A 22,836-nucleotide genomic window follows, 5' to 3' on the forward strand; every position below is an offset into this window, starting at 1 on the left:
GGTCATCCTCCTTTCCTCAATAATAATCCTCAAGTTGTGGCAACATCTGCCGATAGAAGAAATCAACGCGTCTTCAAGAATTCCGTCAGCGCATACTTGTCTTCTGCCGAAAGGTCAGCCCCGAAATAGTGCCCCTGGTTTTCCATGAGATCCGGGCAGAGATTGTCGCCGCTGCCTGGCTCGATATTGGCGAACTGCGCAACGGGAGTCCCGGCTGGAAGCGTCACGACACCGGTCGGGGTCGGCAGTTGCACGAAATCATCGGTACGCAGGATGGAACCGGCTTCATCGCGCTTTTCAGGGTTAAGAAGCAGGTCCATCGCAGTTTCATAGGCTGCGATTCGTCCGGCGACTGACGGGTCACCTGTATTGGGACCCAGCCTGTCATTGTGGAAGAACGGAGCGGTGGCCCAAATGCCGACCAGGGGCATATCACGGTAGAAACCGGGGCCGCCGGTGGGCCGTTCCTTGTATTGGTCCGATGAGAAGGCTGCCCAGATGTGCCCCTCCATCCAGTTAGTTGTGTGGGCCCGGCAGCTGTTCGTGCCGATTTCCGAATACGGGTGGATCAGGTCGTCGGTAAGAGTGTTGTGTTTCACGGAACGATCGCCATCAGAGTGGCACGATCCGCAAGCGCTGAAGAAGACTTTTTCCCCCTTTTGGACAACCTTCCAATCGACAAACTGAGGGCCGCCCGGGGCGGTCACCAACCGGGGAGAACGGGGTGTCTGGAGAAAGGCACAGAGCTTCCCGACGGACGCCTCGGCCTCCAACAGATCGGGGCAGACATTCCGGCACTCGGCAAGATCGATGGGCGTCTGACTCCCGTCGGGGCCGTTGGCCAGATGCCCGACCATGCACTCCGCAGCGCACATGCCGATGTTGAAATAGACGCGGAGTGCCGCTGTTTCGCAGCCGGCATCATCCTCACCCCCCTGTCCGTTGCGATGGACACTAAGAGGCACGCCGTCATGGGTCACATCGAAGAACGGACGGTCCGGAACAGCCCATATCGGCGTAATCATCCCCGGATTGTTGATGTGGTCGTTTTCCAGAACTGTCGTGTCCACCGTGCCGGGAGCCCAACTGTTAAACACCTGGTATCGGGGATCGTGGGGCGAGAGGTGGGCTTTGAAAATCTTTCCGATCTGCACAAACTGGTTTCCTATGGTCGGGTGAATGTTTTCCGCCTTCGGATGGTTCGGATCAACGGGGGGATGATTGGGATCAAACCCGGCATGACAGGCGGCGCAGGTAACGCCGATGAGTGGAGGCCCCCCTGACGGATTGGGGAACTTGCGGATTCCGATGACGCCCGCGGACTCTGGGTCGGCGCATCGGTCGAAGTAGCCGGTCGAGGCGTCACCCGGAGTGCAGTCCGGGTCATTGATAACCCCAAACTCGTCGAAACGGGTGTCGCGGGGCCAGGTCAGCATTTGGTCGAAACCAAGCGGGAGACTGAACGGCGGATTAGGCAGGATAAGGCTGAAAAAACGCTCACCACCGAAAGTACTCTTGAACCAGATGTCGCGTCCCTCTGCCGCATCCTGTTTGTGTTTTGCGAAACCTGCACCCGCAGAGACTAACAGCACGGCAATTAAAGCCGCAATGCTTGAGACTATTTTTTTCACGGTTGTCCTCCTTGAAAATACAGCTCCTGCCCTAGGAGTTTGTACGGCCTTTCTGGCCAGACGTGATCATCAGAAACCTCCTTTCCCTCACCTCCCTTCTGCAATATTGATCAATACTTTCGGACGCGGGTTCGACTCCCTCCACCCACCCAGTCTGCGTCTTCCAAGACAGTTTACTGTGCAAGTTTATATCGGCTTGTCAGGTATGCAACGGACCGAAAACATTATCTCCCCCTTACCAAACCCAGGATGAACTACCCCCAAACTCTTGAACATGCCCGACAACACACAAACAAAAAGGCCCCGGTAAATCAGGGCCTTTTGTCTGTCACGGGCGATAATGTCGGAAATCATTTCAAAATAATCATGCGAACTTACTGGCGCTATCTTTCCCTCTCAATATATTCGTCAATATGAGTGAATCCTACTCTCTCCTGCTCCAGTTGCCCCCGATCTCTCAGAAGATTTCGGCGTAGCTCCTATCTGTTTTCCAGTCCATTCAGCACCTCCATCAGACGCCGCTTGGCCTTGTGCTCCACGCGCAAGCGGGCGATCAGCGCCTTCCAGTCGGCGAGACAGCCGGTCTGCCCGTAAACCGTGTGCATCTTCCGCAGATACCCCGCGGCTTCCTCGTAGGCCTTTGGCTTGACCTGCCCGATCAGGCGATCGACAATCGATTTCCATATCTGCAAGGCAATATCGGGATGGGTCGCATGCACCGTCTGGGCCAGCTTCTCATCGATGCTCCAGCTCCAGCGCTTGGACTTGGCCAGTTCCTGATAGATGGCCACGGCATCATCGTGGCGCTCTTCCAGAATGGCGATTTCAATCAGCATTTCACTGTCCGGAAAGCTTGCGCCCCTGATTTTCCCCTTGGCTTCAGGCTTTTTAACCTCCGGCTCCGACAGCGGCCATCCTGCTTCCCCTTTACCGCCGGCCACGGGGCGCCGGCCAGTCTGCAGATAATCGAGACCCCCCTTACGAACCGCAGACCACACACCTACCCGTTCCGACGCCTGGCGCAGCTTGTCATAGGCACTGACGGACGGCTGATCGAAAAAATCATCGGCCCGGTAGGCTGCGGAAAGGTCAAACCTCCCCTCCTCTTCAGCCATCTGCCGCAGGCGTTTCTGCAGTCCGCTGGCAATCCCGGGCGCATCCGAAACGGTCTGTTTGAATCCCCGAATGCACCACTGTCGCGCCTGGTCACGCTCGCCGACTTCAAGCAGGGCCTTCACCAGGGCATCGTAACTCCGGCAACGGTCAGCCTCCTCTTCGAGCAACGGGATAACCTTCTGCGGCTCCCCGCTGCGCTGGTAGGCACTGCAGAGCCAAGTCACGAGCTTCTCGCGGTGATAAGTCTCCGTAAAACCCCCCGATTGCGGCAGCGCTATCTTCTGCAGACGCTGCTGAAGCCCCGTGGCAGCCTCGCGCCAGTGATCCTCCGTGTAGCGCCGGTCGTTAAGGAAAACATCCGCCCCGTTCAGCAGGGCGAATTCATCGGCAATCTCATGCTCGACCAGCCATAGCAGCTGCCCGGAAGGAGCCAATGAGGTTCGGGGCAGGGCCTGCAGAACAATTTCAAGACAGGACGCGATCGCCAGGGCCGTGTCCCCTTCGTCTTGGGATTCCTCCACCTGCGTACTCCCCAGTTCCCACAGCTCCTCGCCAAGGGCGAAAACCTCATCGGCATGCCCATTGTCGAGCAGCGTCTGCAGCTGTTCCTCAACATGGGAATAGTCGGGGAGGTTCCCCTCATCCTTCCAGGGGTTGAACCAGGCATCCTGGGCCGTCAGGTTGCGGATCTCCTTTTGCAGCGCACGGACGAGTTTGTCGACCTGCCCCGTCTCAAGTTGTGCCAATTCCCGAATCCGACGGTTCACCTCGGGGAAATCTACCGCCAGATCTATCAGCAACGCCTGCAATTCATCGCGGCTTTTCGCGGCAAGGATGGCTTCGATCTGCGGGGCTCGCCCCCTGACCGCTGGCCGGGGAGAATCGTCCGCGTCAAAGTCGTCGTCATCCTCGTCATCCGCCCAATCGTCGTCCTCCGGGAAATCGTCAAACGCCTCCAGATAGAGATCGTCATCAGGGTCAAGCAGGGGAATATCCCGCTTCCGCTCCAGCTCTCTGGCAACCGCCAACAGCACCGCCACCACATGCTTGCAGGGCCCCCAGCCGTCATAGGGGCAGGTGCAGCCATAATCGAAATCCCCCTCATCGTTTCGACGGACCGAGGTCGCGTACTCGTCCGTACCGGAAACCCAGGCCACCAGAGTGCCATCCTCGGTACGGGAAAGCCCCGATACACTGGCCACATAATCCTTGCCGCGATTGAAGATCTTGCTTCCGGCCCACTGGCGGATATCTTCGTGGGTCAGCCCCTTCAGCATGGTCTTGATTGATTGCATCTTCTTTTGCCTCGCTCAGATTACTCTTCTGATGTTCAAGTACCTTACTGGCCTATTCCCGGAACTTGCCCCACTATTCACGATTCCGCAGCCGCCCTCCCCTGCCCGGTCAGCCGATATTTCTGCAGCCGGCTGTTGGGCTTATCCGGAATCGTCATCTCAATCACCCCCACCGCCAGAGCGGGCTTGAGATAACGCTCCATGAACGACTTTCGGTCCCTCAGACCGAGGGCGCTTTGGATCTCTTCGCGGGTCATCTCGCCATTCATTGTTTTTAGCAACCGTTCGACTTGGGGGGTAACTTGTGGTGCGACTTGGGGGGTGGCGGACTGTACGGCATCCAAAATCATCCGGAGCATGAACTCGATAAAAGGTGCCGAGTCGGTCTGAGCCGTGCTCTTTTGCAGCGCCTCGTAATACTCTGCCTGATGTTCATGCACTAAACTTTCCACCGGGATTTCGACAAATATCGGATTCCAGCGGGTCAGAATCAAGGTCTGCCACAAGCGTCCCATGCGACCGTTGCCGTCGGCGAAGGGGTGGATGAACTCGAACTCGTAGTGAAAGACCGAACTGGTGATAAGGGGATGCGCTTCACTGGTAGCCAGCCATCGAAAGAGATCATCCATCAGCGCTGGAACGCGATCCGCCGGCGGCGCCATGTGGATCACCTGCCCACCCGCCATCACCCCTACCCCACTGCGGCGGTAGTTTCCGGCCTCGTTAATGAGCCCTTTCATCAGGATGCGATGGGCTCCAGCAACTCTGCTTCCACCTCAGGCCGCCACTTCTCGAAACGGTCATAGGCGGCGATGGCGTTACGCACCTCCAGAATCTCCCGGGGAGGGGCGATAACCCGCCTGCCGTCCAGGATTGCGGTAATCTGCTCTTCGCTCAGGGTGTTCCCCTCGATGGCCAGCGAGCCCCGGATGGTGCGGATGCGGTTGATGCGCCGCAGGCGCAGTGCCTTGACTGCATCGCTTTGGATGGTCAGACGACCAATGGCTTCGCTGATCCACGCGACCAGATTCACGATGGCCGGGGTAATGGTGAATTGCGGAGTGAAGATCATGATCGCCTCAGTCCAATTCAGCCAGTAGCGCGGTAAGTCTGGCCAAGGCGTCCGAAACGATGCGCCCCTGGGCCTCGATAGTGCCGATGATCTCCCGCGGCGAACGGGCATCCACCTTGGCGACTGCATTGGGGTTTACCGCCTTCAGGTCGAAAACAGCGGCATCAATGTCAGTGGCCTTGGTTTCCAGTTCACGGGCAGCCTTCTCCTTCTCCCTGATTTCTCCATCAAGCGTATCCAGCGCTTCCTTGCCGGCTCTCTCTTTCTTCAGGCCCTTGAGCCGTTCCTTGAGGTCGACCACCGCCCCCTTGATCCGCGATGCTTCGTCCAGGAGCGGCTGCATCTCCTGACGAGCCGCGGCGCGCCGTGCGACAAAATCCACGGTCCAGGAGTAGCGGCTCTCCCCCTCCGGCCTGCCCCGCTGTTTGAGCATCCGGGCATAGCTGGGAAAGGGTTTCCCCTCGTTGGCTTCACCATCCCGCCATTCCGCGGTGAGGCTGGCGGGCAAGTGGGCGTCGGCCAGCACCGCACCGTTTGTGTCGAAGCCAAAATGGGCCAGGGTGAGCGGTGTCTTCTTGCCGACCTTCACCTGTGACAGGTCGTAGTACCAGATCTTTTCCGTCTTTTTGCCCTTGGTGAAAAACAGCAGGTTGGTTTTGACACCGGCCCCGGCGGTGGAAAACACCCCGCCAGGCAGGCTCACGATGGCCCACAGCTCGCACTCGTCCACCAGCTTGCGCTTGGTCTCCACAAAGGCGCTCTCGTTGGTGCGAAACAGCAGTCCCTCATCCAGCACAATGGCGCAGGTGCCCCTGGGGGCCAGCTCGCTCAGGATGTCCTGCACGAACAGCACCTGGGTAGCGCTGGTTTCAAAGGCGAAATTCTTCTGGGCGTCCTTCCCCTCCTTGCCGCCGAACGGCGGGTTGGTGAGGATCACGTCGAAGGTCTTCGGCGCCTGCTCGAACAACGCGCCGTAGGTGGCGCGGCGGGTCAGGGAGTTGCCGTGCCACAGATTGGGCTGGTCGATACCGTGCAGCACCAGGTTGGCCAGGGCGATGGGGAAAACCAGGTTCTCCTTTTCGCGGCCGAAAAAGGTATCGTGCTTGAGGGTGTCGATATCGGTGCTGGTGGCGCTGCTGCCCAGCGTACGGGCGATGTGCTCGTAGGCGATGGCCAGAAACCCGCCGGTGCCGCAGCAGGGGTCATAGACCGTCTGCCCCAGAGACGGATTCACCGTATGCACCATGGCGCGGATCACCTCGCGCGGGGTGAAGAACTGGCCGCCGTCCGAGTTCTTCTCACCCATCTTCAGCAACAGGTCTTCATACACCTGCGACAGGGTGAAAAAGTGGGTGTCGTCCACATGGTCGGTGTTGATCTCGTGCACCTTGTCGAGGATATCGCGCAGGTTGGTCTCGCTATCGACCCGCACCCGCTCCACTGCCGTCATGATGCGGCCGATGATGCGCTGCTTGCGGCTGGCTGAGGGGTTGGAAAGGCCGGTGCGTGTATCGATATCCAGGCTGTGCAGATGGGGGAGCAGTTCCTTGTTGATGAAGTCGAACAGCTTGCCCTCACCGGCGGCGAACAGCTCCTGCCGCTTCCAGCCGAAGGGCTTCCCCTCAGCGGTTTTCGGGTGATCGCTCTTTTCCGACCAGGGGGCGGCCCAGTCCTGCCAGCGGTAGGGGGCGTGCAGGGCTGGGCTGAAATTGGCGCCCACCGCCTCCGCCTCCTCCCGCGACCGGGATTCCTGATCGTCGAGAATCCGCAGGAAAAGAATCCAAGTCAGTTCCGGCACGTACTGCAGGGCGCTGGCGCAGTTGGAGCGGCGCATCACGTCGCAGATGGATTTCACGAAAGAGGAAAGCGACTGGGTGGAGCCGATGGTTTTTGGGGTTTTCTGCTTTTCAGATCTTTTTTGTCTGGGCATGGGTGTCTTCTTTTTGGATTCATTCATTGTGGGTTTTCAACTCCTCCCCCCAGCGGGGGGAGGCGGGGAGGGGGGCGGCCTCACGCCGCCGCATCAAAGGCGCTGGAGAGAATTTTAGTCGGCAGCAGATTGATGTATTCCAGCGTCGCCTTACAAGAATTACTTATCGCTTCGATCTCAGTCAAAGCTGCTTTTACCCTCTCCACGATTATGAGCTGCTCGGTTTTCTTCGGAGCAGGAATTTCCAGCGCTTTTAGTAAAGCACCATTCAGGTTGGCCTGATTCCCGCCACGGTCTTCGGATACGTCGCGTAAATCCTGATATGACGATTTAAGCCAAAAGTACAAAAATTCTGGCTCCCAAGTATCATTGGGCAAGATGGCAAAACACGCTTGGTTGGTTGTGGCCGGAATTTCGAGAATCGCCGATTGGCCCCGAGTTTTTCCTTGGCCGTACATGGCGATTAGAACTGTCTTGGGAGGGAGCAATGTCAGTGAGCACTCTTCCAGTGCGGTTCGTGATATCGCCTCTTCCGTTTCGGTAATGGGGGCAAATGCCACCTCGGCTGTTTTTACCCACGGAATTTCAGCAGGCAGCCAATAGTTCTTGTAGCCTCTTGCAGGTGTCGAACCACTCGTCGTCGCTGCAATGTCGCCAATTTTGGCCTTTGGTGCCATATCCAAGTCAGAAAATATATCTTTAAGAACACGAGAACTCAGATTTTGAGTGTCCCGATACTGTGCCTCCGCCGCCTGGCGAGCTATTTCTACCTCGGCCAGTTGGGTTTTCAGTCGGGCGGCAATCGCTCGCTGCTCAGTAATTGATGAAATCGGGATCTCTAATGCTTCCAATTTGCTTCGCTGGACTGCGGCCTGACCGATCCAACGATCACACATTCCCTCAAAGACCTTTGCTCGCCATTGATGTTGTAACCAGAGAGCCAGGTATTCAGAGTCTAGTTCGTCGCTTCTCACTCGGAGTCGCGTTATGTGGTTGCTGAAGGTAATCTTTTCGTGGTGACCGGCAAAGTAGGCAGTCTTTCCAACGAGCTCGACACTGTTCGTGTTGTTGAACAGAACGTCGCCGGACTGCAGCAGCATTTCCTCAGTTACCAGGTCACTCGGAATCCTGATATGGCCCACAAAGTCGACCGCACCATTCGTCAGTAGATTGTTTAATCGAAGCTGCGCAGTTCCTTTGTCGTCACGCTGCCCGCAAGCGATGCCGGCCTGCGCAGATATGATAAACTTGGACAACGGCTGGTTTTTCATACCCCAAATAACCTCCCCTTCGCCTCATGCATCAACGCCGCCGGCCTCCCCAGCACCCGCAGCGCATTCAGCCCCCCTGCCCGCTTGATCTCCGGCACCTCCCACAACGCCGGGGTCTCCAGCGCATCGGTCCCCCCCTGGGCGAACTGGTGGCCGAGCCCCTTGAGCACGATGGCGGCCTTGCCATCCATGCCGTCAAACCACCCCTGATTGCCGGAGATATACAACCCGCCGCGCTCGGGGCGCTTCAGGGCGCGGGCATGGTAGCCGTGGTGGCCGAAGAAGTCGTAGAGGTCGAAGTCGTTCATCTGGTCGATTTCACGGATCACCTCCGGGCTGAAGTTGTCCCCCAGCAGGTGGCTGATGAGTTGGCGGCGCTTCTGGGTCTCTATCCACAGCTGGCGGAATTCATCGAGGTTGTGGGCCTCGCGCAGCACCCGCTGAATCACCTCGCGGCGGTATTCGTCCACCGGAATGGGGGTGTCGCGGCCATCGCGGTTGGTGAGGATGAATCTCCCCTGCGGGGTGACGGCAACGTAATGGCCGCCCACCTCGGCCACGGCGGGGGGCTCGGGATCGCCTCCGCCGGGGCCTTCGCCGCCGCCATCGCCCCCCTTCCCTCCGCCTCCCGGACGGGGCGGCTTGGTGATGAAGTCGGTGCCGAACAGGCTGGTGACGTCGGTGTAATCGTAGAGCCAAAACTTGTACTTGTCCGTCTCTTCGTGGATGCGGGTGCCCCGCCCCACCATCTGGTAGAACTTGATGGGCGATTGCAGGTAGCGGAAGAAGACCACGGCGTTGAGGCGTTCGATATCCACCCCCGCTTCCAGAAGGTCCACGGTACAGGCGATGAAGGCCCGCTCGCCGGAGCCCCGCATCGGCTCGATCATGTCCGCGCCGTTGTTCTGGCCCCCCATGCACTTGAAGGCGTAGTGGTCCTTGGGTGTCTGGCGGTTTTCGCGGCACCAGCGGGCGTAGAGGTTGTTCATCTGCTGGGCCACACGGTCGGCGTGGATCTCGCGGGTGCAGAAAATGATTACCTTCTGCTCCGGCCCGCCGTTCTGGCAGAGGAGCTGGAACAGGTCTTCGCACATCTTGGGGGTGCGCAGCTCGATGAACAGCTCGTGGTCGAAGTCCTTGCCGGTGTATTCCTCCTTGGTCAGGTCCGCTTCGGTGAGGGGCCTGCCGGTCCGGATATCCACTGGCTTGGCGGCGAGAATTTCAGTCCTGGTGAAGACGCGGTTGTCGATGCTGGCCTTGCGCTTGACGATTTCACAGGCGGCCAGGTAGCCGTCTTCCTGGGCCTGGATCAGGGTGTATTCGTACACCGGCTCGCCAAAGTATTTACGGTTGTTGGCGGTGATTTCCTGGTCTTCGGCGGTGGCGTTTTTCGATTCGTGCAACTGGCGCGGGGTGGCGGTGAGGCCGATATGGACGGCGCTGGGGTTGCGCCTAAGCACTTCCGACCATCTGCCCCAGGCGGAGCGGTGGCATTCGTCGATGATGATGACGCTGAAGGCGTCTTCGCCGTAGTGTTCGCTCAGGAAGCTGGCAAAACCCTCATCGTCATCGTCCAGCCCCAGGGTCTGGTAGGTGGCGATGTGGATGCGGGCATTGCGGGCGGCGTTCTGCCCCTTTTCGGTTTTAACAATGCGGGCGTTGTCGCCGAAGGCAGCCTTGAGTTTGGTGTAGGCCTGCTCGCGCAGTTCGTCGCGGTCGCACAGGAAGAGAGCGGGTTTGGGCAGCTGCCCGGCTTCGCTCAGTCGCCACAGCAAATTGGTGGCGATGATGGTCTTGCCCGAGCCGGTGGCCAGCGTCAGCAGCACACGGGGTAGCTCCCCATTTTGCCGGCACCGGATGATCTTTTCAAAGGCGGCGCGAATGGCGGCATCCTGGTAGTAACGGCTTTGGGCCCAGGCGGGGCTGTCGGCCTGAAACAATATCGCGGCCTCGGGCCTGGAAATATCGATACCGGTGTCTTTGGCGTAGCGTGCGGTCAGAGCCGGATGCGGCGGAAAATCCTGAAAGGGAACCGGCCCGCATTGCAGGCGGGTGAAAAAATTGAATTCACCATAGCGACGGCCGTTGGTGGCAAAGACATACTTCACCTCGAAACGCTGGCAATCGGCATACCCCTTGGCCTGCTGCATCCCCTTGAGGGGGTCCTCGCTCTCCCTTTTGGCTTCCAGCACGCCAACAGGAAGGGGTTTGGGCATGTCACCCACCTGCACGCAGAGCAGGTAATCGGTACGCCCCGGCCCCTTGCGGCGTCGCCCCTTGGGACCGGTGGGTTCAACCGGCGCGGGGGTTTCCAGCTTGAGCCATTGATGGTCGTTATAGCCCTTGTCGCGCAGCACAGGGTCGATGAGAAAAAAGCGGGTCTCCTGTTCGTTGTAACTCATGGTTTGCCCGTCCCTGTTGTCGGGTCAATGTTCTTATCCATGCAAAACGACACAAATTGTCGCTGCGCCAGCTTCGACGGCATCGTCTTGCCGTTCTCCCAGCGGTTGACCGTGGCAAAGCTCACCCCCAAGGCATGGGCCAGCTCTTCCTGGGAAAGCCCCAGTTGCCTCCGGACTTCCTTCACCTGTTCCGGAAAATTTTCGGGTTGCCGGATCATCGGTTCAACCTCAGCCGCTTGAGAGCAAGATCACCGTGGTGGGAGCATTTTGGATGTGTTTCGCGAATATAACATCTGTTATGCTCTTTGCAAAAATATTATTCGGGACCCTGCTCTGGATCACGACAAATAATGCTGCATCTTCCCCTACTATTGGAGCTCCAAAGAAAAAGCCCTGATTTCTCAGGGCTTCTTGTACTGCTCCGGTCCTTAACGGACCATTAATTGGTGGAGGTGGCGGGAATCGAACTTTTCCCATCTAACCCGACGCAACTACATGTAATCGTTGTCATCTTGCTTCGACACTTGCTGTCGAATTCACATATTTTGTACCTAAGATAATGCCAAATTTCTGGTTTTTTGGCAACTTGATAAATATTGATAAATACTTCAACGCTCGTTGACCTTTGGGAACCAACATATCTTTCATTTCAGAAAACAGTCTCTTCCCTTCTCTGATCGATTATTTTGAGTTCGTCTCTACTCGTCCACCTTCTCCAAGGTCAGCACGTAGTAGCCGTCGGTTTCCTTGAGACCGAGGAGCTTGTGCCCTTCCGCCTTGAGACTCCGGGGGACGTTTTTCACCGGTTCGCCGTCGTCGAGGAAGAATTCAATCACCTCGCCGGCGTCGACCATCTCCAGCGCCAGCTTGGCCTTGACGAAGTTGGTGGGGCAGGTTACCCCGCGCAGATCGACCGTTGTCATAGCGTTCACCTCTCCTTTCCTACCTGGGTGGCAATGGCTTGGGGGGGAATCGTGGCATCGACCACGGAGTCGGGGAACCGCTCCCTCAGGCGGGCGAGGAGCCCATCAGGACCCTCGGCGCGAATCACGTCGCCGAGCCTCACCCTCCCCTTCCCTTCGGCCATTTCCTTGTACCAGTCCAGCACCGCGGCGATGAAATCGACCACCTGCTCCTCCGGCAGGAACTCGGCGAAGAGGGTGCCGACCAGGGGACGCCGCCCCCACTTGCCGCCGATCCGCACCGTGTACCCCTTCCTTTCCGCCCGCCAGGCCTCGGTGGGGCAGACCTTGAGGCAGTCGCCGCAGTAGAGGCAGTTCTCGGGGATAAAGCGGGGCTTCCCGTCGTCTCCAATGGTAATGGCGTCTTCGGTGCACGATTTGTCGCAGAGGCCGCAGCCGATGCAATCCTCAACAGAGAGCATGGGCCAGACCGCCCCCTGGAAGCCGACATCGTTGGTGGCCGACTTGGGACAGTCGAAGGGGCAGCCGGCAAAGCCGACCTTGAACTTGTGGTGACCGGTGGGGGTGCCGAAAAGCTTCTCGTCCACCTCCAGGGCCGATTTCTGGGTGTCGACAAGCCCGTTGGGGTTATACTCGCAGCCGCCGCAGGCGGTGGGGACCCGGACCCGGGCGCCGCAGGAGGCGACCTTCTGGGTACCCTCCCCCAGCTCGGCCACCACGGCGTCGAAGTCACGGAAGTTGATGTTTATAAGCTCCACTGACTGGCGGACCGAGAGATGCACCATCCCCTGGCCGTACTTCTCCGCCACCTCGGCAATCTTCTTCAGTCGCCCCACCGGCAGCCGCCCGCCGGGGACCCGCAGACGCACGGTGAAGAGGTCCTTCCCCCGCTCCTTGATGAAGCCGCCGGCCTTGAGGTTCTTCAGATCGATGGCGGTGGTTTGCTTTTCGTCAGACATTGGTTCGTTCTCCTTTATTCCACTATCTCGATCGGTTCCGGCTCCACCACCCCGTCGGCGATGCGGAACGCTTTCACGTCGGGCTCCACTCCGGCGAGGGAGACAATAACGTAGGAGACCCCGGGGGTGAACGCCAGACGGATATCCTCCTCCGACGGTCGGGCCGGGGTCTCGGGGTGGGAGTGGTAGATGGCGAGCATGGCCAGCCCCCGGTTACGCAGCTCTTTCACCACGGCGAACTGTTCTTTGGGGTCCATCGTGAAATGCTCATTGCTCTGATCGGTATTGGCCATCCGGAAGATGGCCGAAACAATACCGTCAACGCCACCGAGTATGCCGCACGCCTCATAGGGAAAGTCGGCCCGGGCATGGGCGATGAGATCGTCATGGATCGCGCGGGGAATCTTGAGCATGGTCACTTCTCCAGGTCGCAGACGTTCAGGGCGTCCAGTTCGTCCACCAGCTCCGTCACCGTGGGGTTCTCGCCACAGACGGGGCATTTGCGGTTGCGGTTGATCTTCACCTTGCGGAAGTTCATCTCCAGGGCGTTATACATCATGATATGACCGGTAAGGAGGTCACCCTTCCCGATCAGGAACTTGATCGCCTCGGTGGCCTGGATGGTGCCGATGACTCCGGGAAGAACGCCGATGACCCCCGCCTGGGAGCAGGTGGGGATCCCATCCTTGGGGGGCGGGGCCGGGAAAATGCAGCGGTAACAGGGGGATTCCCCCGGCCTGATGGTCATGGTCTGGCCCACGAACTGGAGAATGCCGCCGTGGGAATAGGGTTTCCCCACCATGACGCAGGCGTCGTTGATGAGAAACTTGGCGGCAAAGTTGTCGGTGCCGTCGATGACGAAGTCGTAGTCGGCAATGATCCGGGCGATGTTGGCGGCGGAGATCCACTCCTGGTAGGTCCGCACCGTCACATCGGGGTTCATGGCCTCCATCTTCTCCCGGGCCGATTCCACCTTCGGTTTTCCCACGTCGGGGGTGAAGTGGATCACCTGGCGCTGGAGGTTGGAGAGGTCCACCATGTCGGCATCGGCAATGCCGATAGTGCCGACCCCGGCCGCGGCCAGATAGAGGGCGATGGGAGCCCCGAGACCGCCGGCGCCGATCACCATTACCTTCCCGTCCAGGAGTTTCTTCTGGCCCTTCCCCCCCACCTCTTTCAGGATGATGTGGCGGGAGTAGCGTTCGATCTGCTCGTCGGTGAACATCTATTGCCCCCCGCCCATAAAATAAAGAAATTCCACGGCATCTCCGTCTTTCACAATCGTTGCGTCGAACCCCTCCCGTTCCAGAACCTCACCGTTCAGCTCCACCGTCACGTACTCGGCCTGGGCCACCTTGAGCGCGGCCAGGAGCTCGGTCACGTTCAGGCTCTCCGCGCCATCCACCGTTGAGGGTTTTCCGTTTACCGTCAGGTTCATGTCTATCTCCTTCAGATGTTTTCGAGGGACTCCGCAAAGTCCTCGATGATGTCGTCAATGGCCTCGATGCCGACGGAGACGCGGATCATCTCCTCGCTCACCCCCATGAGGGCCTTTTCTTCGGGGCCGAAGTCGGCGCAGATGGTGCTGGCGGGGTGGATCACGAGGGTCTTGGCGTCACCGATGTTGGCCAGGTTCTTGGCCAGCCGCAGGCCGTCGATGCAGCGGAAGGCGGCTGCCTTGTCGGCCAGACCGAAGGTGAGGAGCGCGCCGTAGCGGCCGCCGAACTGCTTCTTGGCCGTTTCGTACCACGGCGATGAGGCCAGGCCGGGATAGTTGACCCACGCCACCTTGGGGTGGGCGGCCAGAAACTCCGCCAGGCGCAGGGCATTGTCGCAGTGGCGCTCCATCCGCAGCGCCATGGTCTCGATCCCCTCGGCAAAGAGGAACGAGTTCATGGGGGCGGGACAGGCGCCGAGATCCTTGTGGATCAGCTTCCGGGCCCGGGCGGTAAAAGCGAACTGGCGGAACTTCTTCACGAACGGCTCGAAGTGGGGATAGCTCTCGCGCCGCCAGTCAAAGATGCCGCAGTCGATGATGGCGCCGCCGATGGCGCTGCCGGTGCCGTTGATGTACTTGCTGGTGGAATGGACGATGATGTCGGCCCCCAGCTCCTTCACCCGGCCGAGAACCGGGGTGGTGACGGTGGCGTCCACAACGAGGGGGACCCCCGCCTCGCGGGCGATGGCCGCCAGGGCCGCCAGGTCGGGGACGTCGAGCCGCGGGTTCCCCATGGTCTCGACGAAGATGAGGCGGGTCCGCTCGTTGACCGCGGCCCGCATGGCCGGCAGGTCGCTGGGATCGACGAAGCGGGTGGCGATGCCGTAGTTGGAGAGGGTGTCGCGGAAGAGGGAGAAGGTGCCGCCGAAGAGGGAGGCGGAGGAGAGGATCTCGTCGCCGTTGCGGAGGATGGTCAGCACCGCCAGGGTGATGGCCGCCATCCCCGAGGAGGTGGCGATGGCGGAGATTCCCCCTTCCAGCAGCGCCAGGCGTCGCTCAAGGCTCTCGGTGGTCGGGTTGTTGATCCGGGTGTAGACGTGGCCGACCTTCCGGCCGCGGAAGATGTCTTCCAGGTCCTCGGCGGTGTCGTGGGCAAAGGAGGAGGACTGGACGATGGGAACCGTGGTGGCCCCGGCCGGTCCGGGTTCGAGGCCGCCGTGGATCAGAAGGGTATCGAGGCGAAATTGTCGAGTCATATTCTTTTTATCCCCATGCCGGCACTACCGGCGACCTGATGTAATTCAACACTAAGTGTGTGTGTGAAATTTATTGCAATATTATACTTTGGAAGTAAACAATTACGGATTGAGTTTTTAATTCGTATTGTCATAAATATCAAGATATTTTTTGATGGTTTATGTTGTTAATTGCTTCATATGTCCGATTGATATAAGCACGTTCAGATGTAGATTATTCGCCTACAGATTCCGGATTGATGAAGAATATTCTCAATATAGCCTTTGCTTGGAAATCGGCATCATGTGCGACTCACCAAAAAAGCATGTAGTTTTGGCCAGTTAACAGCGCCGCCTCGTTTGGGCATGATTGTTGGTATACCAAGGACAGATTGAACAAATCCACGACATCAACAAGGAGGAATGGTCATGAAAAGAACTTTCACGTATGGCATCGTCGCGGCCCTGGGGCTCATGCTCGGTGGAGTGTCATATGCGGCAACGTGCGGCTCGTGCGGAGATGACGCCAAGTGCAAGGATCCGCAGGCGGTCCAGCAGTTCAAGGAAAGCACTGCACCGTTGAGAAACAGCCTGAATGAAAAGGAGAACGCACTGCGCGCCGAATACGGCATGAACAGCATCGATACGAACAGGACAGCCGACCTGGAAAAACAGATAGGTGAGCTGAAGAAAGAGATCCGTTCAGCAGGAGAGAAGATGGGCTTTGCCCCCTGCTGTATTTCCTAGCGCCGGGCGTGCCCGTCAGTCGTGGGGTGGGGGCGGCAGCCCCCATTCCTTTCTGCTGTCGGTGCAGCATTGGTAGGTCACCATGTCCCCCAGAATATCCCTCACATCGCTGCTGCTCTGGCTTGCCACCATCGCGGGATTGTCCCTTTCGGTCATTTCGCTCCTCAAAATCTGCTCCGCGTGCAGCGAAACCGGTCAGTTTTCCATCCTGGCCTTCGATTTCGGGTGGTTCGGCATCACGTTCTTCGTTGTGCTGGCTGTGGCTCTGGCTCTCCGACGCCGATTCCATAAAGCAGAACGTGCCGTCACGCTCCTGTTGCTTGCTGCCGCAGGCGCAGAGATCAGGTTCATCTGGCTTCAAAAGTACGTTATCGGGGAGTGGTGCCCTATTTGCCTTGGCATCGCGGCAGTAGTGCTTGTCGGATGCATCTCCCTTGGGATGGAAGCGATGGCAAAGAAGGCGAACAAAGGAGCCGTTATGGGTAAACGATTGAAAAGAATGATCACTGCTGCCGCTGTCATTGTGGCCGGGTTCACAACCGCTCTATTGGGGGTACGCCAGGAGAGCGCGGCAGCCGGTCTTGACCCCTATCTCGGGAACAGGCAAAGTTCCACGATCGTCTATTTCGTGAGCGACTGGTTCTGTCCTGTCTGCCGCAAGGTTGAGCCGTCCATCGCCGCCATGTACCCCGAAATTGCCAGGAAGGCGAAAGTCGGTTTCGTCGACTTCCCCATCCACAAGGAGACTCTCAACTTCACTCCCTATCATCTCCAGTTTCTCGCCTTCGAGAAGGAGAAGTACTTCGCGCTGCGCAAGGCACTGAGCGAACTTTCCCTGAAGACGAAGAATCCCTCTCCCGAGGAGGTCCAGGCCGCTGTGGCCCCCCATGGCGTCAAGCTGCGCCAGCTCGATTACGCGGATATCCTTTACGGCATGCAGTCGGATCTCTCCGTCTACCGCGGTTACGGTCTCAAGGGCACACCTTCGGTGGTTGTCACGAATTCCAAATCAAAAAAGACGAAAATTTTCGTGGGTGATCGGGAGATCACGCGGGAAGCCATAACTAATGCGATCGCCGAGGTTGGGCGCTAATAGCTTGATGACCAAAGCCTGAAGAATCGGGAAAGGTTCGTCCAGATCCGTCCGCAGTGAAAGCCCTCAGGAAGGTGGTAAACTTCGATTCCAGGAGGTGCTCCATGAACCATCCACACGAAGTGACTGATCCCGTCTGCGGAATGGAAGTTAACGCCGACTCCGCCGCCGGCAGCTACGAGCATGACGGCAGAACCTACTTTTTTTGCAGCCGCCACTGTCTCGAAAAATTCCGTTCCGATCCCGAATCATTCCTGAAGCGGCCGGGCGAAAGCAAAAAGGAAGATGTCCAAGCCGGCAGCGAATATTCCTGCCCCATGCATCCGGAGGTTGTCAGCAGTGTGCCCGGCGCGTGCCCCAAATGCGGCATGGCTGGAGCCCCGTACCATATCCGGCGAGGAAGAGACCAATCCGGAACTCGCTGACATGACCCGCAGGTTCTGGATAAGCCTCGTCCTGACGCTCCCCGTCTTCGTCATCGCCATGGCGGAAATGATCCCCGGACAGCCGTTGCAAAAGCTGCTGCCGACCCGCTTCTTGACTAGGCGGAGTCATACCGGCAGAAGAGGGAGGTGGTCCGGCGGCTCCAGAACGATGCGCACGGTGGCAATGGCGGGGGATGGAGTGGTCCATGTGGGGGCGCCATGGGTGCCGGTACCGATGTGGCCATGGAAAGCGCCGGGATTACCCTAGTACAGAGGGATCTCCGGGGTATCGCCCGCGCCCGGCGGCTAAGTCGCGCCACCATGGAGTAACATTCGCCAGAACCTCTTTTTCGCTCTGGTCTATAACGCCTGCGGAAAAGTCTGCGACGGGTTGTACATGGAAGCGGAACTCTCCACACATAAACGTAACCTGAGAGTCGCGGTCCTGCTCCTGATGTTGGCGCTGGTCAGCCTGTTTCACTTCCTGATTCCCACCGAGCCCCACACTCTCCACAAGATTCACATCATTCTGCGCAAGCTCTATTTCCTGCCGCCGGTCGTTGCAGCTGCGTGGTTCGGGCTGAGGGGGGCAGCTGTGGTCACTGCCCTCATCTCTGTTGCTTTCGTTGCGCACGCATTGCTCGATTGGCCCGGAAACTATATGGAACAGGCCAATCAGCTTGGCGAACTTGTTGGCTTCTGGGTGGTAGGGCTTCTTCCCGGGTGGCTCTTCGATCGTAGGCGGGTTCTCATGGAGAGTCTCGCCCGGGCCAACGAAGAAACCCTCCTCGCCCTCGTGTCGGCCCTTGATATGCGGGAGAAAAACACCCGGCTCCATTCGCAGCGGGTGAGGGAATACACCCTCCTGCTCGCCGCCCGGTTCGGCGTCAAGGAAAAGGAGAGGCGGGTACTCGCGCTCGGCGCGCTCCTCCATGACGTGGGGAAGATCGCGGTGCCTGACCATATCCTGCTCAAGCCCTCAGGGTTGTCGGAAGACGAATGGCGGGAGATGCGCCGGCATCCCGGGGAAGGGTACCGATTGCTGCGCCGGATCGGCTTTCTTGAGGCGGCGGCGGAGATCGTCCATGCCCACCACGAACATTATGACGGAACCGGCTATCCCCGTGGACTCAGGGGTGAGGAAATCCCGCTCGGTGCCCGCCTCTTCATGGTGGCCGATGTCTTCGACGCCCTCACCTCGGAGCGGCCCTACCATCGGGCTATTGGGTACGAGGAGGCGGCGCGCGTCATCAGGGGGAAGAGAGGGAGTCACTTTGATCCGGCCGTGGTGACAACATTCGATGCGATTCGCGCCGAAGAGTGGGAGGAGGTCCGAAAGCGCTACACCTCCCCAGTCGAAGACAGCAAGGCCGCTTCTTAAGGATACGTGATTCCCTCGGGTATCGGCCTTTCCGGCATGAACCTCTTCTTCATCCCCTCGATTATCTCCTGATCGGTAGCCTCCAGTTCTGCCCAGAGAAAGGCAAGCATAGCCTCGCCGTAGCAAATGGTGCAGAAAACGGCGTGTTTGTCGAATACCCCCGGCTCGCCGTTCTTGAAAAAACAGTGCAACAGGTTTTTGTGCCCTATCTGCTCGCAGGGGCAGTAACAGTGGATTTTCGCCAGCAACTCTGGCCTCTTTACGGCGATCTTGTAGGCCGCCTCCACCGACTCATTGGTGAAGACATAGTCGGGGAAACGGTGGCCTTCCCACTTCTCATCCGGATACCTCTTCGTCAAGGCAGCTCGGGCGTATTCGGTCAACTCATCCAGGGACATAACGAATATCCTGTGGAATTCCTTTTCCTGCTTCTTGTCCATGGCGAAGGCAGATACAGAGATGCACACCAGCAAGACGGTGAGAAAGGAAAGCCAGCGCCCGAATAATCTCATAAGCTTACCTCTGCTGATTTCACTAGGTTATTTTTCCTGAGAGAGGGTACAAGTTACGGTATTGCTATACATGATATCGCACATTTCACCGATTTCACCACTTCCTGGTGCGGTGTGGGCGAGTTAACCAGTAGTCGCGCCAGCCAATAACCACGGCTTTGATACCTATGAGAATCCGTTACGATCTCAATACAGGGCTGTGGGTCGTTCTGACAGGGGTGGCGGGAGCCCATGCTAAGGTCAGTGCCGATGCCGATGGTGGATATCCGGCCAGTGCACATGAGCGTGGACGAGTTCCTTGTGAACGTGGAAATGCTGATGGGCGCCCTCCGCTTCCCCTTCGTCGTGGGAGTGCAGGTGGTGCTCGTCGTGGACGTGCGGGTGGTCGTGGGCGAGCGCTTCATGCTCGTGGAGATGGACATGCTCCTCCCGGAAGAGCAGAAACAGCCCGGCGAGCATTAACCCCACCGCTAGCCAGAATCCCCCTGAAGTCTCCTCCCCCAGCAGCGTGACGGAGAGGAGAGTCCCCACGAACGGCCCCGAGGCGAACCAGGTGGCGGTGCGGGCCGAGCCGATCTGCCGCAGCGCGTGGATGAAGAGGACGAGGCTGGCTCCGTAGGAAAGGGCGCCGATGGTGAGGGAAGCGCCCGCCTGGAATGGGGTCACCGTTGCGGAAAGGAAGAAAAAGCCGACAAGGATGTTGAACAGTCCCGCAACAAGCCCCTTCGCCGCCGCCAGAACCGTCGCCGGCAACTCCTCCAGCTCCCTCGTCAGGTTGTTGTCGATCCCCCAGAAAAAGCAGGCTCCCAAGACCGCCAGCCCCGGCACCGAAACGGAAAGCGCCGAAGCGTCCCGGACCACGAGAACCACCACGCCGAGCACCACCAGGAGCTTGCTCATCCATACCCTCATCCCCACGTACTCATGAAAGACAAAGGCCGCGAGAACGGTCGTGGCGACAGCCTCGAAATTGAGCAGGAGCGACGTCTGCCCGGCTGTTCCGTACTTGATGCCGTAGGCCAGGAAAAGGGGGGCCAGTATCCCGCCGGAGAGGATGGCCCCGCCCAGGAAAACGAGTTGCCGCGACGAAAGGTCCAGCATGGGGGACAAAAACGGCTGCCGGCGCAGGAAAAGAAAGAACGACAGACCGATCCCGGATCCGAGATAGAGAAGCCCCGCCAGCGTGGCGGCGGACATTTCTCCCACGATGGCCTTGCATGCCACAGGCGAGACTCCGAACAGGAGGGCCGAAAGTATTGCCGTAACGTTTCCCGAAGTGCTCATCGCATGCATGGTAACAGAAGGAGCCACGCAATACCAACCTCTCAGCGCATGCCCCCTGTCCATCATCTCGCTCTCCGTACGCCCCTTGACCTCTTTCAACCTTAAAACGGCAGTAAAAACATTTTCCAGGTTCAAAATCTTTTCAGCGCACGGTGTTGACACGGGACTGCGGTGTGATTTCCTATGATTACACAGACGCGATAATTGCCCCCGTTCGGATACTCCGTCTATTTGTTGACGAGAACCCCGTTATGCGACGTTTCCGCCACTCCATAATCTTCGTGGTATTGCTTGTCACTCTTTCCGGCTGCACCGGAGAGAGCGTTCGGGTCGTTTTGCCGGAGCGGCATCCCGCAAACCCCTCGGCCGTCGAAGCCCCCTTCGTCCTCCCCCCCAACCCGTTCGCAGAGGAGGCGCTCCCGTCCCCTCCGCCATCCGAAAAGCCTGCTCATCGCCGACACGGCGACCATCCCGGCGCGCCGGACGATGAGATGCGGATGGATGACATGCGGATGGACGACGACCAGGGGGGCGCCATGATGGATGGTGGTCACGGCATGCACGGTGGGGAGAAAAAGGAGGGGGGACAATGACATGGCGGGGGCGTGCGTTTCTCCTCCTGGCGGTGTCGCTGGCGGCGGCAGGCTGCGCCTCGGTGCCCCGCGAGGCGGGGATCGGCGAGGCACGGTCGCTGGTCTCCTCCCGGGAAGAACTTCCGGTCCGCTGGAATCAGGGGACCGCTGAGGACGAGGAGGTTTCCCGCAAGCTCGACGAGCTCCTCCAATCGGAGCTCTCCGTCGAAGGGGCGGTGCAGGTGGCGCTGCTCGCCAACCCGTCCCTCCAGGCGACCTACGAGGAACTCGGCGTCTCCCAGGCGAACCTGGTTCAGGCGGGGCTTCTCCGCAACCCGGTCCTCTTCTCCACGGTGCGCTTCCCGGACCGTCCTCCCTCGGGACTCAGCCTCAAGTTCGAGGCCGCCCTCGACTTCCTCGATCTCCTCCTCCTGCCGGCCCGGAAGCGGCTTGCCGAGGACGAGTTCGAGCGGGCGAAGCTCCGGGTGGCCGACCGGGTGCTGGGGATGGCCGCCGAGACGCGCCGGGCCTACTACGAGGCGCTCGGTACCCACCAGGCGGCGTCGGTCCGCCGCCTCATCGCCGAGGCGGCCGGGGCCTCCCTCGAGCTCGCCCGCCGCATCCACGCCGCCGGCAACCTGAGCGACCTGGGGCTCGCGCGGGAGGAGGCGCTGCACGACCAAGCCCTGGTCGCCCTGGCCAAGAGCGAGGCGATGCTCCGGGAGAAGCGCGAGCACCTCAACCGCCTCATGGGGGCGTGGGGCGAACGGACCGCCTTGCGGCTCCCCGCCGGCCTCCCCGATCTCCCCGCCGGGGAGGTGCCGCTGGAGCGTCTCGAATCGATCGCCGTCGCCAACCGCTATGATCTCGCCGCCGCCCGCAAGGAGCTGGATGTGGCGGCCCGCACCCTCGGCATCACCCGCGAATGGCGCTGGCTCCTGGGGGCCGAGATCGGCGCGACCGCCGAGCGGGACACCGACGGCCAATGGGTAGCAGGGCCATCCCTGTCGCTCGAGCTGCCGCTGTTCGACCAGCGCCAGGCCCGGATCGCCCGGGACGAATCCCTTCTTCGCAAGAAAATTGCCAAGGTTACCGCACTTGCGATCGACATCCGCTCCGAGGTGCGGGAGCTGCGCGACCGGCTCATCCACTACCGTCGCCTCGCCGAGCACTACCGGACGACGGTGATCCCGCTGCGGGAGCGGATTGTCGGCCTTACCGAGCGGGAATACAACTACATGCTCGTTGGGGCCTTCGATCTCATCACCGCGAAGCAGCAGGAATTCGACGCCTACCAGGAATACATCGAGGCGGTGACAGGCTACTGGGTCGCCCGGGCCGAGCTCCAGCGGGCCGTCGGCGGCCGTCTCCCCGACGTCAGCGGAGAGCCGGATAAACCGCCCCCGGGCCATGACCATCATCCTGAAAACAGCGGATGGAATAACACAGAGCAACAGAGCAACGGAGAAATCAATACGTTAAGCCCAAATTCTGCCTGACCCTACGCATGCATTACCAAAATGGTTTTAGAAGGATTTTCTTCTCAGATT

21 protein-coding genes and 2 pseudogenes are annotated in these 22,836 nt (G+C 59.4%); 7 read left to right on the plus strand and 16 right to left on the minus strand.

All coding sequences use genetic code 11. The annotated features are described in order from the left end of the window. Positions 1-62: 62 nt before the first annotated feature. The 14 genes and pseudogenes from RCH91_RS13905 to RCH91_RS13975 form a co-directional block, all read right to left on the minus strand. A complete protein-coding gene (locus tag RCH91_RS13905) occupies positions 63-1,631 on the minus strand; it encodes a cytochrome C (protein WP_306535567.1) in 1,569 nt (522 codons plus the stop codon). Positions 1,632-2,110: 479 nt separating this feature from the next. Continuing rightward, entirely contained in the window at positions 2,111-4,042 is a 1,932-nt protein-coding gene (locus RCH91_RS13910; protein ID WP_306535568.1) for an SWIM zinc finger domain-containing protein, read from the minus strand. A gap of 77 nt (positions 4,043-4,119) precedes the next feature. Then, positions 4,120-5,114: pseudogene (locus tag RCH91_RS13915) on the minus strand (Fic family protein). 7 nt (positions 5,115-5,121) lie between these two features. After that, positions 5,122-7,044, minus strand: coding sequence for a type I restriction-modification system subunit M (locus tag RCH91_RS13925; RefSeq protein WP_306535571.1), 1,923 nt, complete (start codon positions 7,042-7,044; stop codon positions 5,122-5,124). 80 nt (positions 7,045-7,124) lie between these two features. Beyond that, a complete protein-coding gene (locus RCH91_RS13930; RefSeq protein ID WP_306535572.1) occupies positions 7,125-8,315 on the minus strand; it encodes a restriction endonuclease subunit S in 1,191 nt (396 codons plus the stop codon). Further along, complete coding sequence (locus tag RCH91_RS13935; RefSeq protein WP_306535573.1) at positions 8,312-10,717, minus strand: DEAD/DEAH box helicase family protein; 2,406 nt, start codon at positions 10,715-10,717, stop codon at positions 8,312-8,314. Before RCH91_RS13935 ends, RCH91_RS13930 begins: the two co-directional genes overlap by 4 nt. Beyond that, the gene (locus RCH91_RS13940) at positions 10,714-10,935 is read right to left on the minus strand and encodes a DNA-binding transcriptional regulator (RefSeq protein ID WP_306535574.1); all 222 of its coding nucleotides are present in this window, start codon (positions 10,933-10,935) and stop codon (positions 10,714-10,716) included. Before RCH91_RS13940 ends, RCH91_RS13935 begins: the two co-directional genes overlap by 4 nt. 10 nt (positions 10,936-10,945) lie before the next feature. Continuing rightward, a complete protein-coding gene (locus RCH91_RS13945) occupies positions 10,946-11,194 on the minus strand; it encodes a hypothetical protein (RefSeq protein ID WP_306535575.1) in 249 nt (82 codons plus the stop codon). Between the two features lie 221 nt (positions 11,195-11,415). Next, the gene (locus tag RCH91_RS13950; RefSeq protein WP_306535576.1) at positions 11,416-11,640 is read right to left on the minus strand and encodes a sulfurtransferase TusA family protein; all 225 of its coding nucleotides are present in this window, start codon (positions 11,638-11,640) and stop codon (positions 11,416-11,418) included. A gap of 5 nt (positions 11,641-11,645) precedes the next feature. After that, the gene (locus RCH91_RS13955; RefSeq protein ID WP_306535577.1) at positions 11,646-12,599 is read right to left on the minus strand and encodes a 4Fe-4S dicluster domain-containing protein; all 954 of its coding nucleotides are present in this window, start codon (positions 12,597-12,599) and stop codon (positions 11,646-11,648) included. A gap of 14 nt (positions 12,600-12,613) precedes the next feature. After that, positions 12,614-13,012, minus strand: coding sequence for a M67 family metallopeptidase (locus RCH91_RS13960; RefSeq protein WP_306535578.1), 399 nt, complete (start codon positions 13,010-13,012; stop codon positions 12,614-12,616). 2 nt (positions 13,013-13,014) lie between these two features. Next, positions 13,015-13,824, minus strand: coding sequence for a molybdopterin-synthase adenylyltransferase MoeB (locus RCH91_RS13965; RefSeq protein WP_306535579.1), 810 nt, complete (start codon positions 13,822-13,824; stop codon positions 13,015-13,017). Continuing rightward, entirely contained in the window at positions 13,825-14,037 is a 213-nt protein-coding gene (thiS, locus tag RCH91_RS13970) for a sulfur carrier protein ThiS (RefSeq protein ID WP_306535580.1), read from the minus strand. It abuts the gene before it with no gap. Between the two features lie 11 nt (positions 14,038-14,048). After that, on the minus strand, positions 14,049-15,293 hold the full coding sequence (locus RCH91_RS13975) for an O-acetylhomoserine aminocarboxypropyltransferase/cysteine synthase family protein (protein ID WP_306535581.1): 1,245 nt from the start codon (positions 15,291-15,293) through the stop codon (positions 14,049-14,051). 408 nt (positions 15,294-15,701) lie between these two features. On the opposite strand from RCH91_RS13975, the gene RCH91_RS13980 reads away from it, so the two are divergent. From RCH91_RS13980 to RCH91_RS14000, 5 genes and pseudogenes are all read left to right on the plus strand, one after another. Beyond that, positions 15,702-16,019, plus strand: coding sequence for a hypothetical protein (locus tag RCH91_RS13980; RefSeq protein WP_306535582.1), 318 nt, complete (start codon positions 15,702-15,704; stop codon positions 16,017-16,019). Positions 16,020-16,101: 82 nt separating this feature from the next. Continuing rightward, positions 16,102-17,112 (plus strand): vitamin K epoxide reductase family protein, encoded by a 1,011-nt coding sequence (locus tag RCH91_RS13985; protein WP_306535583.1) that lies wholly within the window; start codon positions 16,102-16,104, stop codon positions 17,110-17,112. A gap of 104 nt (positions 17,113-17,216) precedes the next feature. Further along, positions 17,217-17,537 carry a YHS domain-containing protein gene (locus tag RCH91_RS13990; RefSeq protein ID WP_306535584.1) on the plus strand — a complete coding sequence of 107 codons (321 nt, stop codon included), beginning with the start codon at positions 17,217-17,219 and terminating at the stop codon, positions 17,535-17,537. Between the two features lie 135 nt (positions 17,538-17,672). After that, positions 17,673-17,913: pseudogene (locus tag RCH91_RS21485) on the plus strand (copper-transporting ATPase); the annotation flags it as partial. A gap of 21 nt (positions 17,914-17,934) precedes the next feature. Further along, on the plus strand, positions 17,935-18,918 hold the full coding sequence (locus RCH91_RS14000; protein WP_306535586.1) for an HD-GYP domain-containing protein: 984 nt from the start codon (positions 17,935-17,937) through the stop codon (positions 18,916-18,918). On the opposite strand, the gene RCH91_RS14005 is transcribed toward RCH91_RS14000, so the two are convergent. Then, entirely contained in the window at positions 18,915-19,358 is a 444-nt protein-coding gene (locus tag RCH91_RS14005; RefSeq protein WP_306535587.1) for a PCYCGC motif-containing (lipo)protein, read from the minus strand. The two genes, RCH91_RS14000 and RCH91_RS14005, sit on opposite strands and share 4 nt — an antisense overlap. Before the next feature lie 312 nt (positions 19,359-19,670). Then, a complete protein-coding gene (locus tag RCH91_RS14010; protein ID WP_306535619.1) occupies positions 19,671-20,723 on the minus strand; it encodes a DMT family transporter in 1,053 nt (350 codons plus the stop codon). Between the two features lie 242 nt (positions 20,724-20,965). On the opposite strand from RCH91_RS14010, the gene RCH91_RS14015 reads away from it, so the two are divergent. Then, positions 20,966-21,307 (plus strand): hypothetical protein, encoded by a 342-nt coding sequence (locus tag RCH91_RS14015; protein ID WP_306535588.1) that lies wholly within the window; start codon positions 20,966-20,968, stop codon positions 21,305-21,307. Then, positions 21,304-22,785: a TolC family protein gene (locus RCH91_RS14020; protein WP_306535589.1), complete on the plus strand. Its 1,482-nt coding sequence runs from the start codon at positions 21,304-21,306 to the stop codon at positions 22,783-22,785. The genes RCH91_RS14015 and RCH91_RS14020 overlap by 4 nt, the downstream gene beginning before the upstream one ends. The last annotated feature ends 51 nt before the right edge of the window (positions 22,786-22,836 follow it).

This window comes from Geobacter sp. (assembly GCF_030834625.1).
Lineage (GTDB): Bacteria > Desulfobacterota > Desulfuromonadia > Geobacterales > Geobacteraceae > Geobacter.

Bases quoted from the DNA above. Each gene is read 5' to 3' on its own strand.
- RCH91_RS13910 (WP_306535568.1), bottom strand. From the start codon at position 4,042: ATGCAATCAATCAAGACCATGCTGAAGGGGCTGACCCACGAAGATATC.
- RCH91_RS13925 (WP_306535571.1), bottom strand. From the start codon at position 7,044: ATGCCCAGACAAAAAAGATCTGAAAAGCAGAAAACCCCAAAAACCATC.
- RCH91_RS13930 (WP_306535572.1), bottom strand. From the start codon at position 8,315: ATGAAAAACCAGCCGTTGTCCAAGTTTATCATATCTGCGCAGGCCGGC.
- RCH91_RS13935 (WP_306535573.1), bottom strand. From the start codon at position 10,717: ATGAGTTACAACGAACAGGAGACCCGCTTTTTTCTCATCGACCCTGTG.
- RCH91_RS13940 (WP_306535574.1), bottom strand. From the start codon at position 10,935: ATGATCCGGCAACCCGAAAATTTTCCGGAACAGGTGAAGGAAGTCCGG.
- RCH91_RS13945 (WP_306535575.1), bottom strand. From the start codon at position 11,194: ATGGGAAAAGTTCGATTCCCGCCACCTCCACCAATTAATGGTCCGTTA.
- RCH91_RS13950 (WP_306535576.1), bottom strand. From the start codon at position 11,640: ATGACAACGGTCGATCTGCGCGGGGTAACCTGCCCCACCAACTTCGTC.
- RCH91_RS13955 (WP_306535577.1), bottom strand. From the start codon at position 12,599: ATGTCTGACGAAAAGCAAACCACCGCCATCGATCTGAAGAACCTCAAG.
- RCH91_RS13960 (WP_306535578.1), bottom strand. From the start codon at position 13,012: ATGCTCAAGATTCCCCGCGCGATCCATGACGATCTCATCGCCCATGCC.
- RCH91_RS13965 (WP_306535579.1), bottom strand. From the start codon at position 13,824: ATGTTCACCGACGAGCAGATCGAACGCTACTCCCGCCACATCATCCTG.
- thiS (WP_306535580.1), bottom strand. From the start codon at position 14,037: ATGAACCTGACGGTAAACGGAAAACCCTCAACGGTGGATGGCGCGGAG.
- RCH91_RS13975 (WP_306535581.1), bottom strand. From the start codon at position 15,293: ATGACTCGACAATTTCGCCTCGATACCCTTCTGATCCACGGCGGCCTC.
- RCH91_RS13980 (WP_306535582.1), top strand. From the start codon at position 15,702: ATGAAAAGAACTTTCACGTATGGCATCGTCGCGGCCCTGGGGCTCATG.
- RCH91_RS13985 (WP_306535583.1), top strand. From the start codon at position 16,102: ATGTCCCCCAGAATATCCCTCACATCGCTGCTGCTCTGGCTTGCCACC.
- RCH91_RS13990 (WP_306535584.1), top strand. From the start codon at position 17,217: ATGAACCATCCACACGAAGTGACTGATCCCGTCTGCGGAATGGAAGTT.
- RCH91_RS14000 (WP_306535586.1), top strand. From the start codon at position 17,935: ATGGAAGCGGAACTCTCCACACATAAACGTAACCTGAGAGTCGCGGTC.
- RCH91_RS14005 (WP_306535587.1), bottom strand. From the start codon at position 19,358: ATGGACAAGAAGCAGGAAAAGGAATTCCACAGGATATTCGTTATGTCC.
- RCH91_RS14010 (WP_306535619.1), bottom strand. From the start codon at position 20,723: ATGCATGCGATGAGCACTTCGGGAAACGTTACGGCAATACTTTCGGCC.
- RCH91_RS14015 (WP_306535588.1), top strand. From the start codon at position 20,966: ATGCGACGTTTCCGCCACTCCATAATCTTCGTGGTATTGCTTGTCACT.
- RCH91_RS14020 (WP_306535589.1), top strand. From the start codon at position 21,304: ATGACATGGCGGGGGCGTGCGTTTCTCCTCCTGGCGGTGTCGCTGGCG.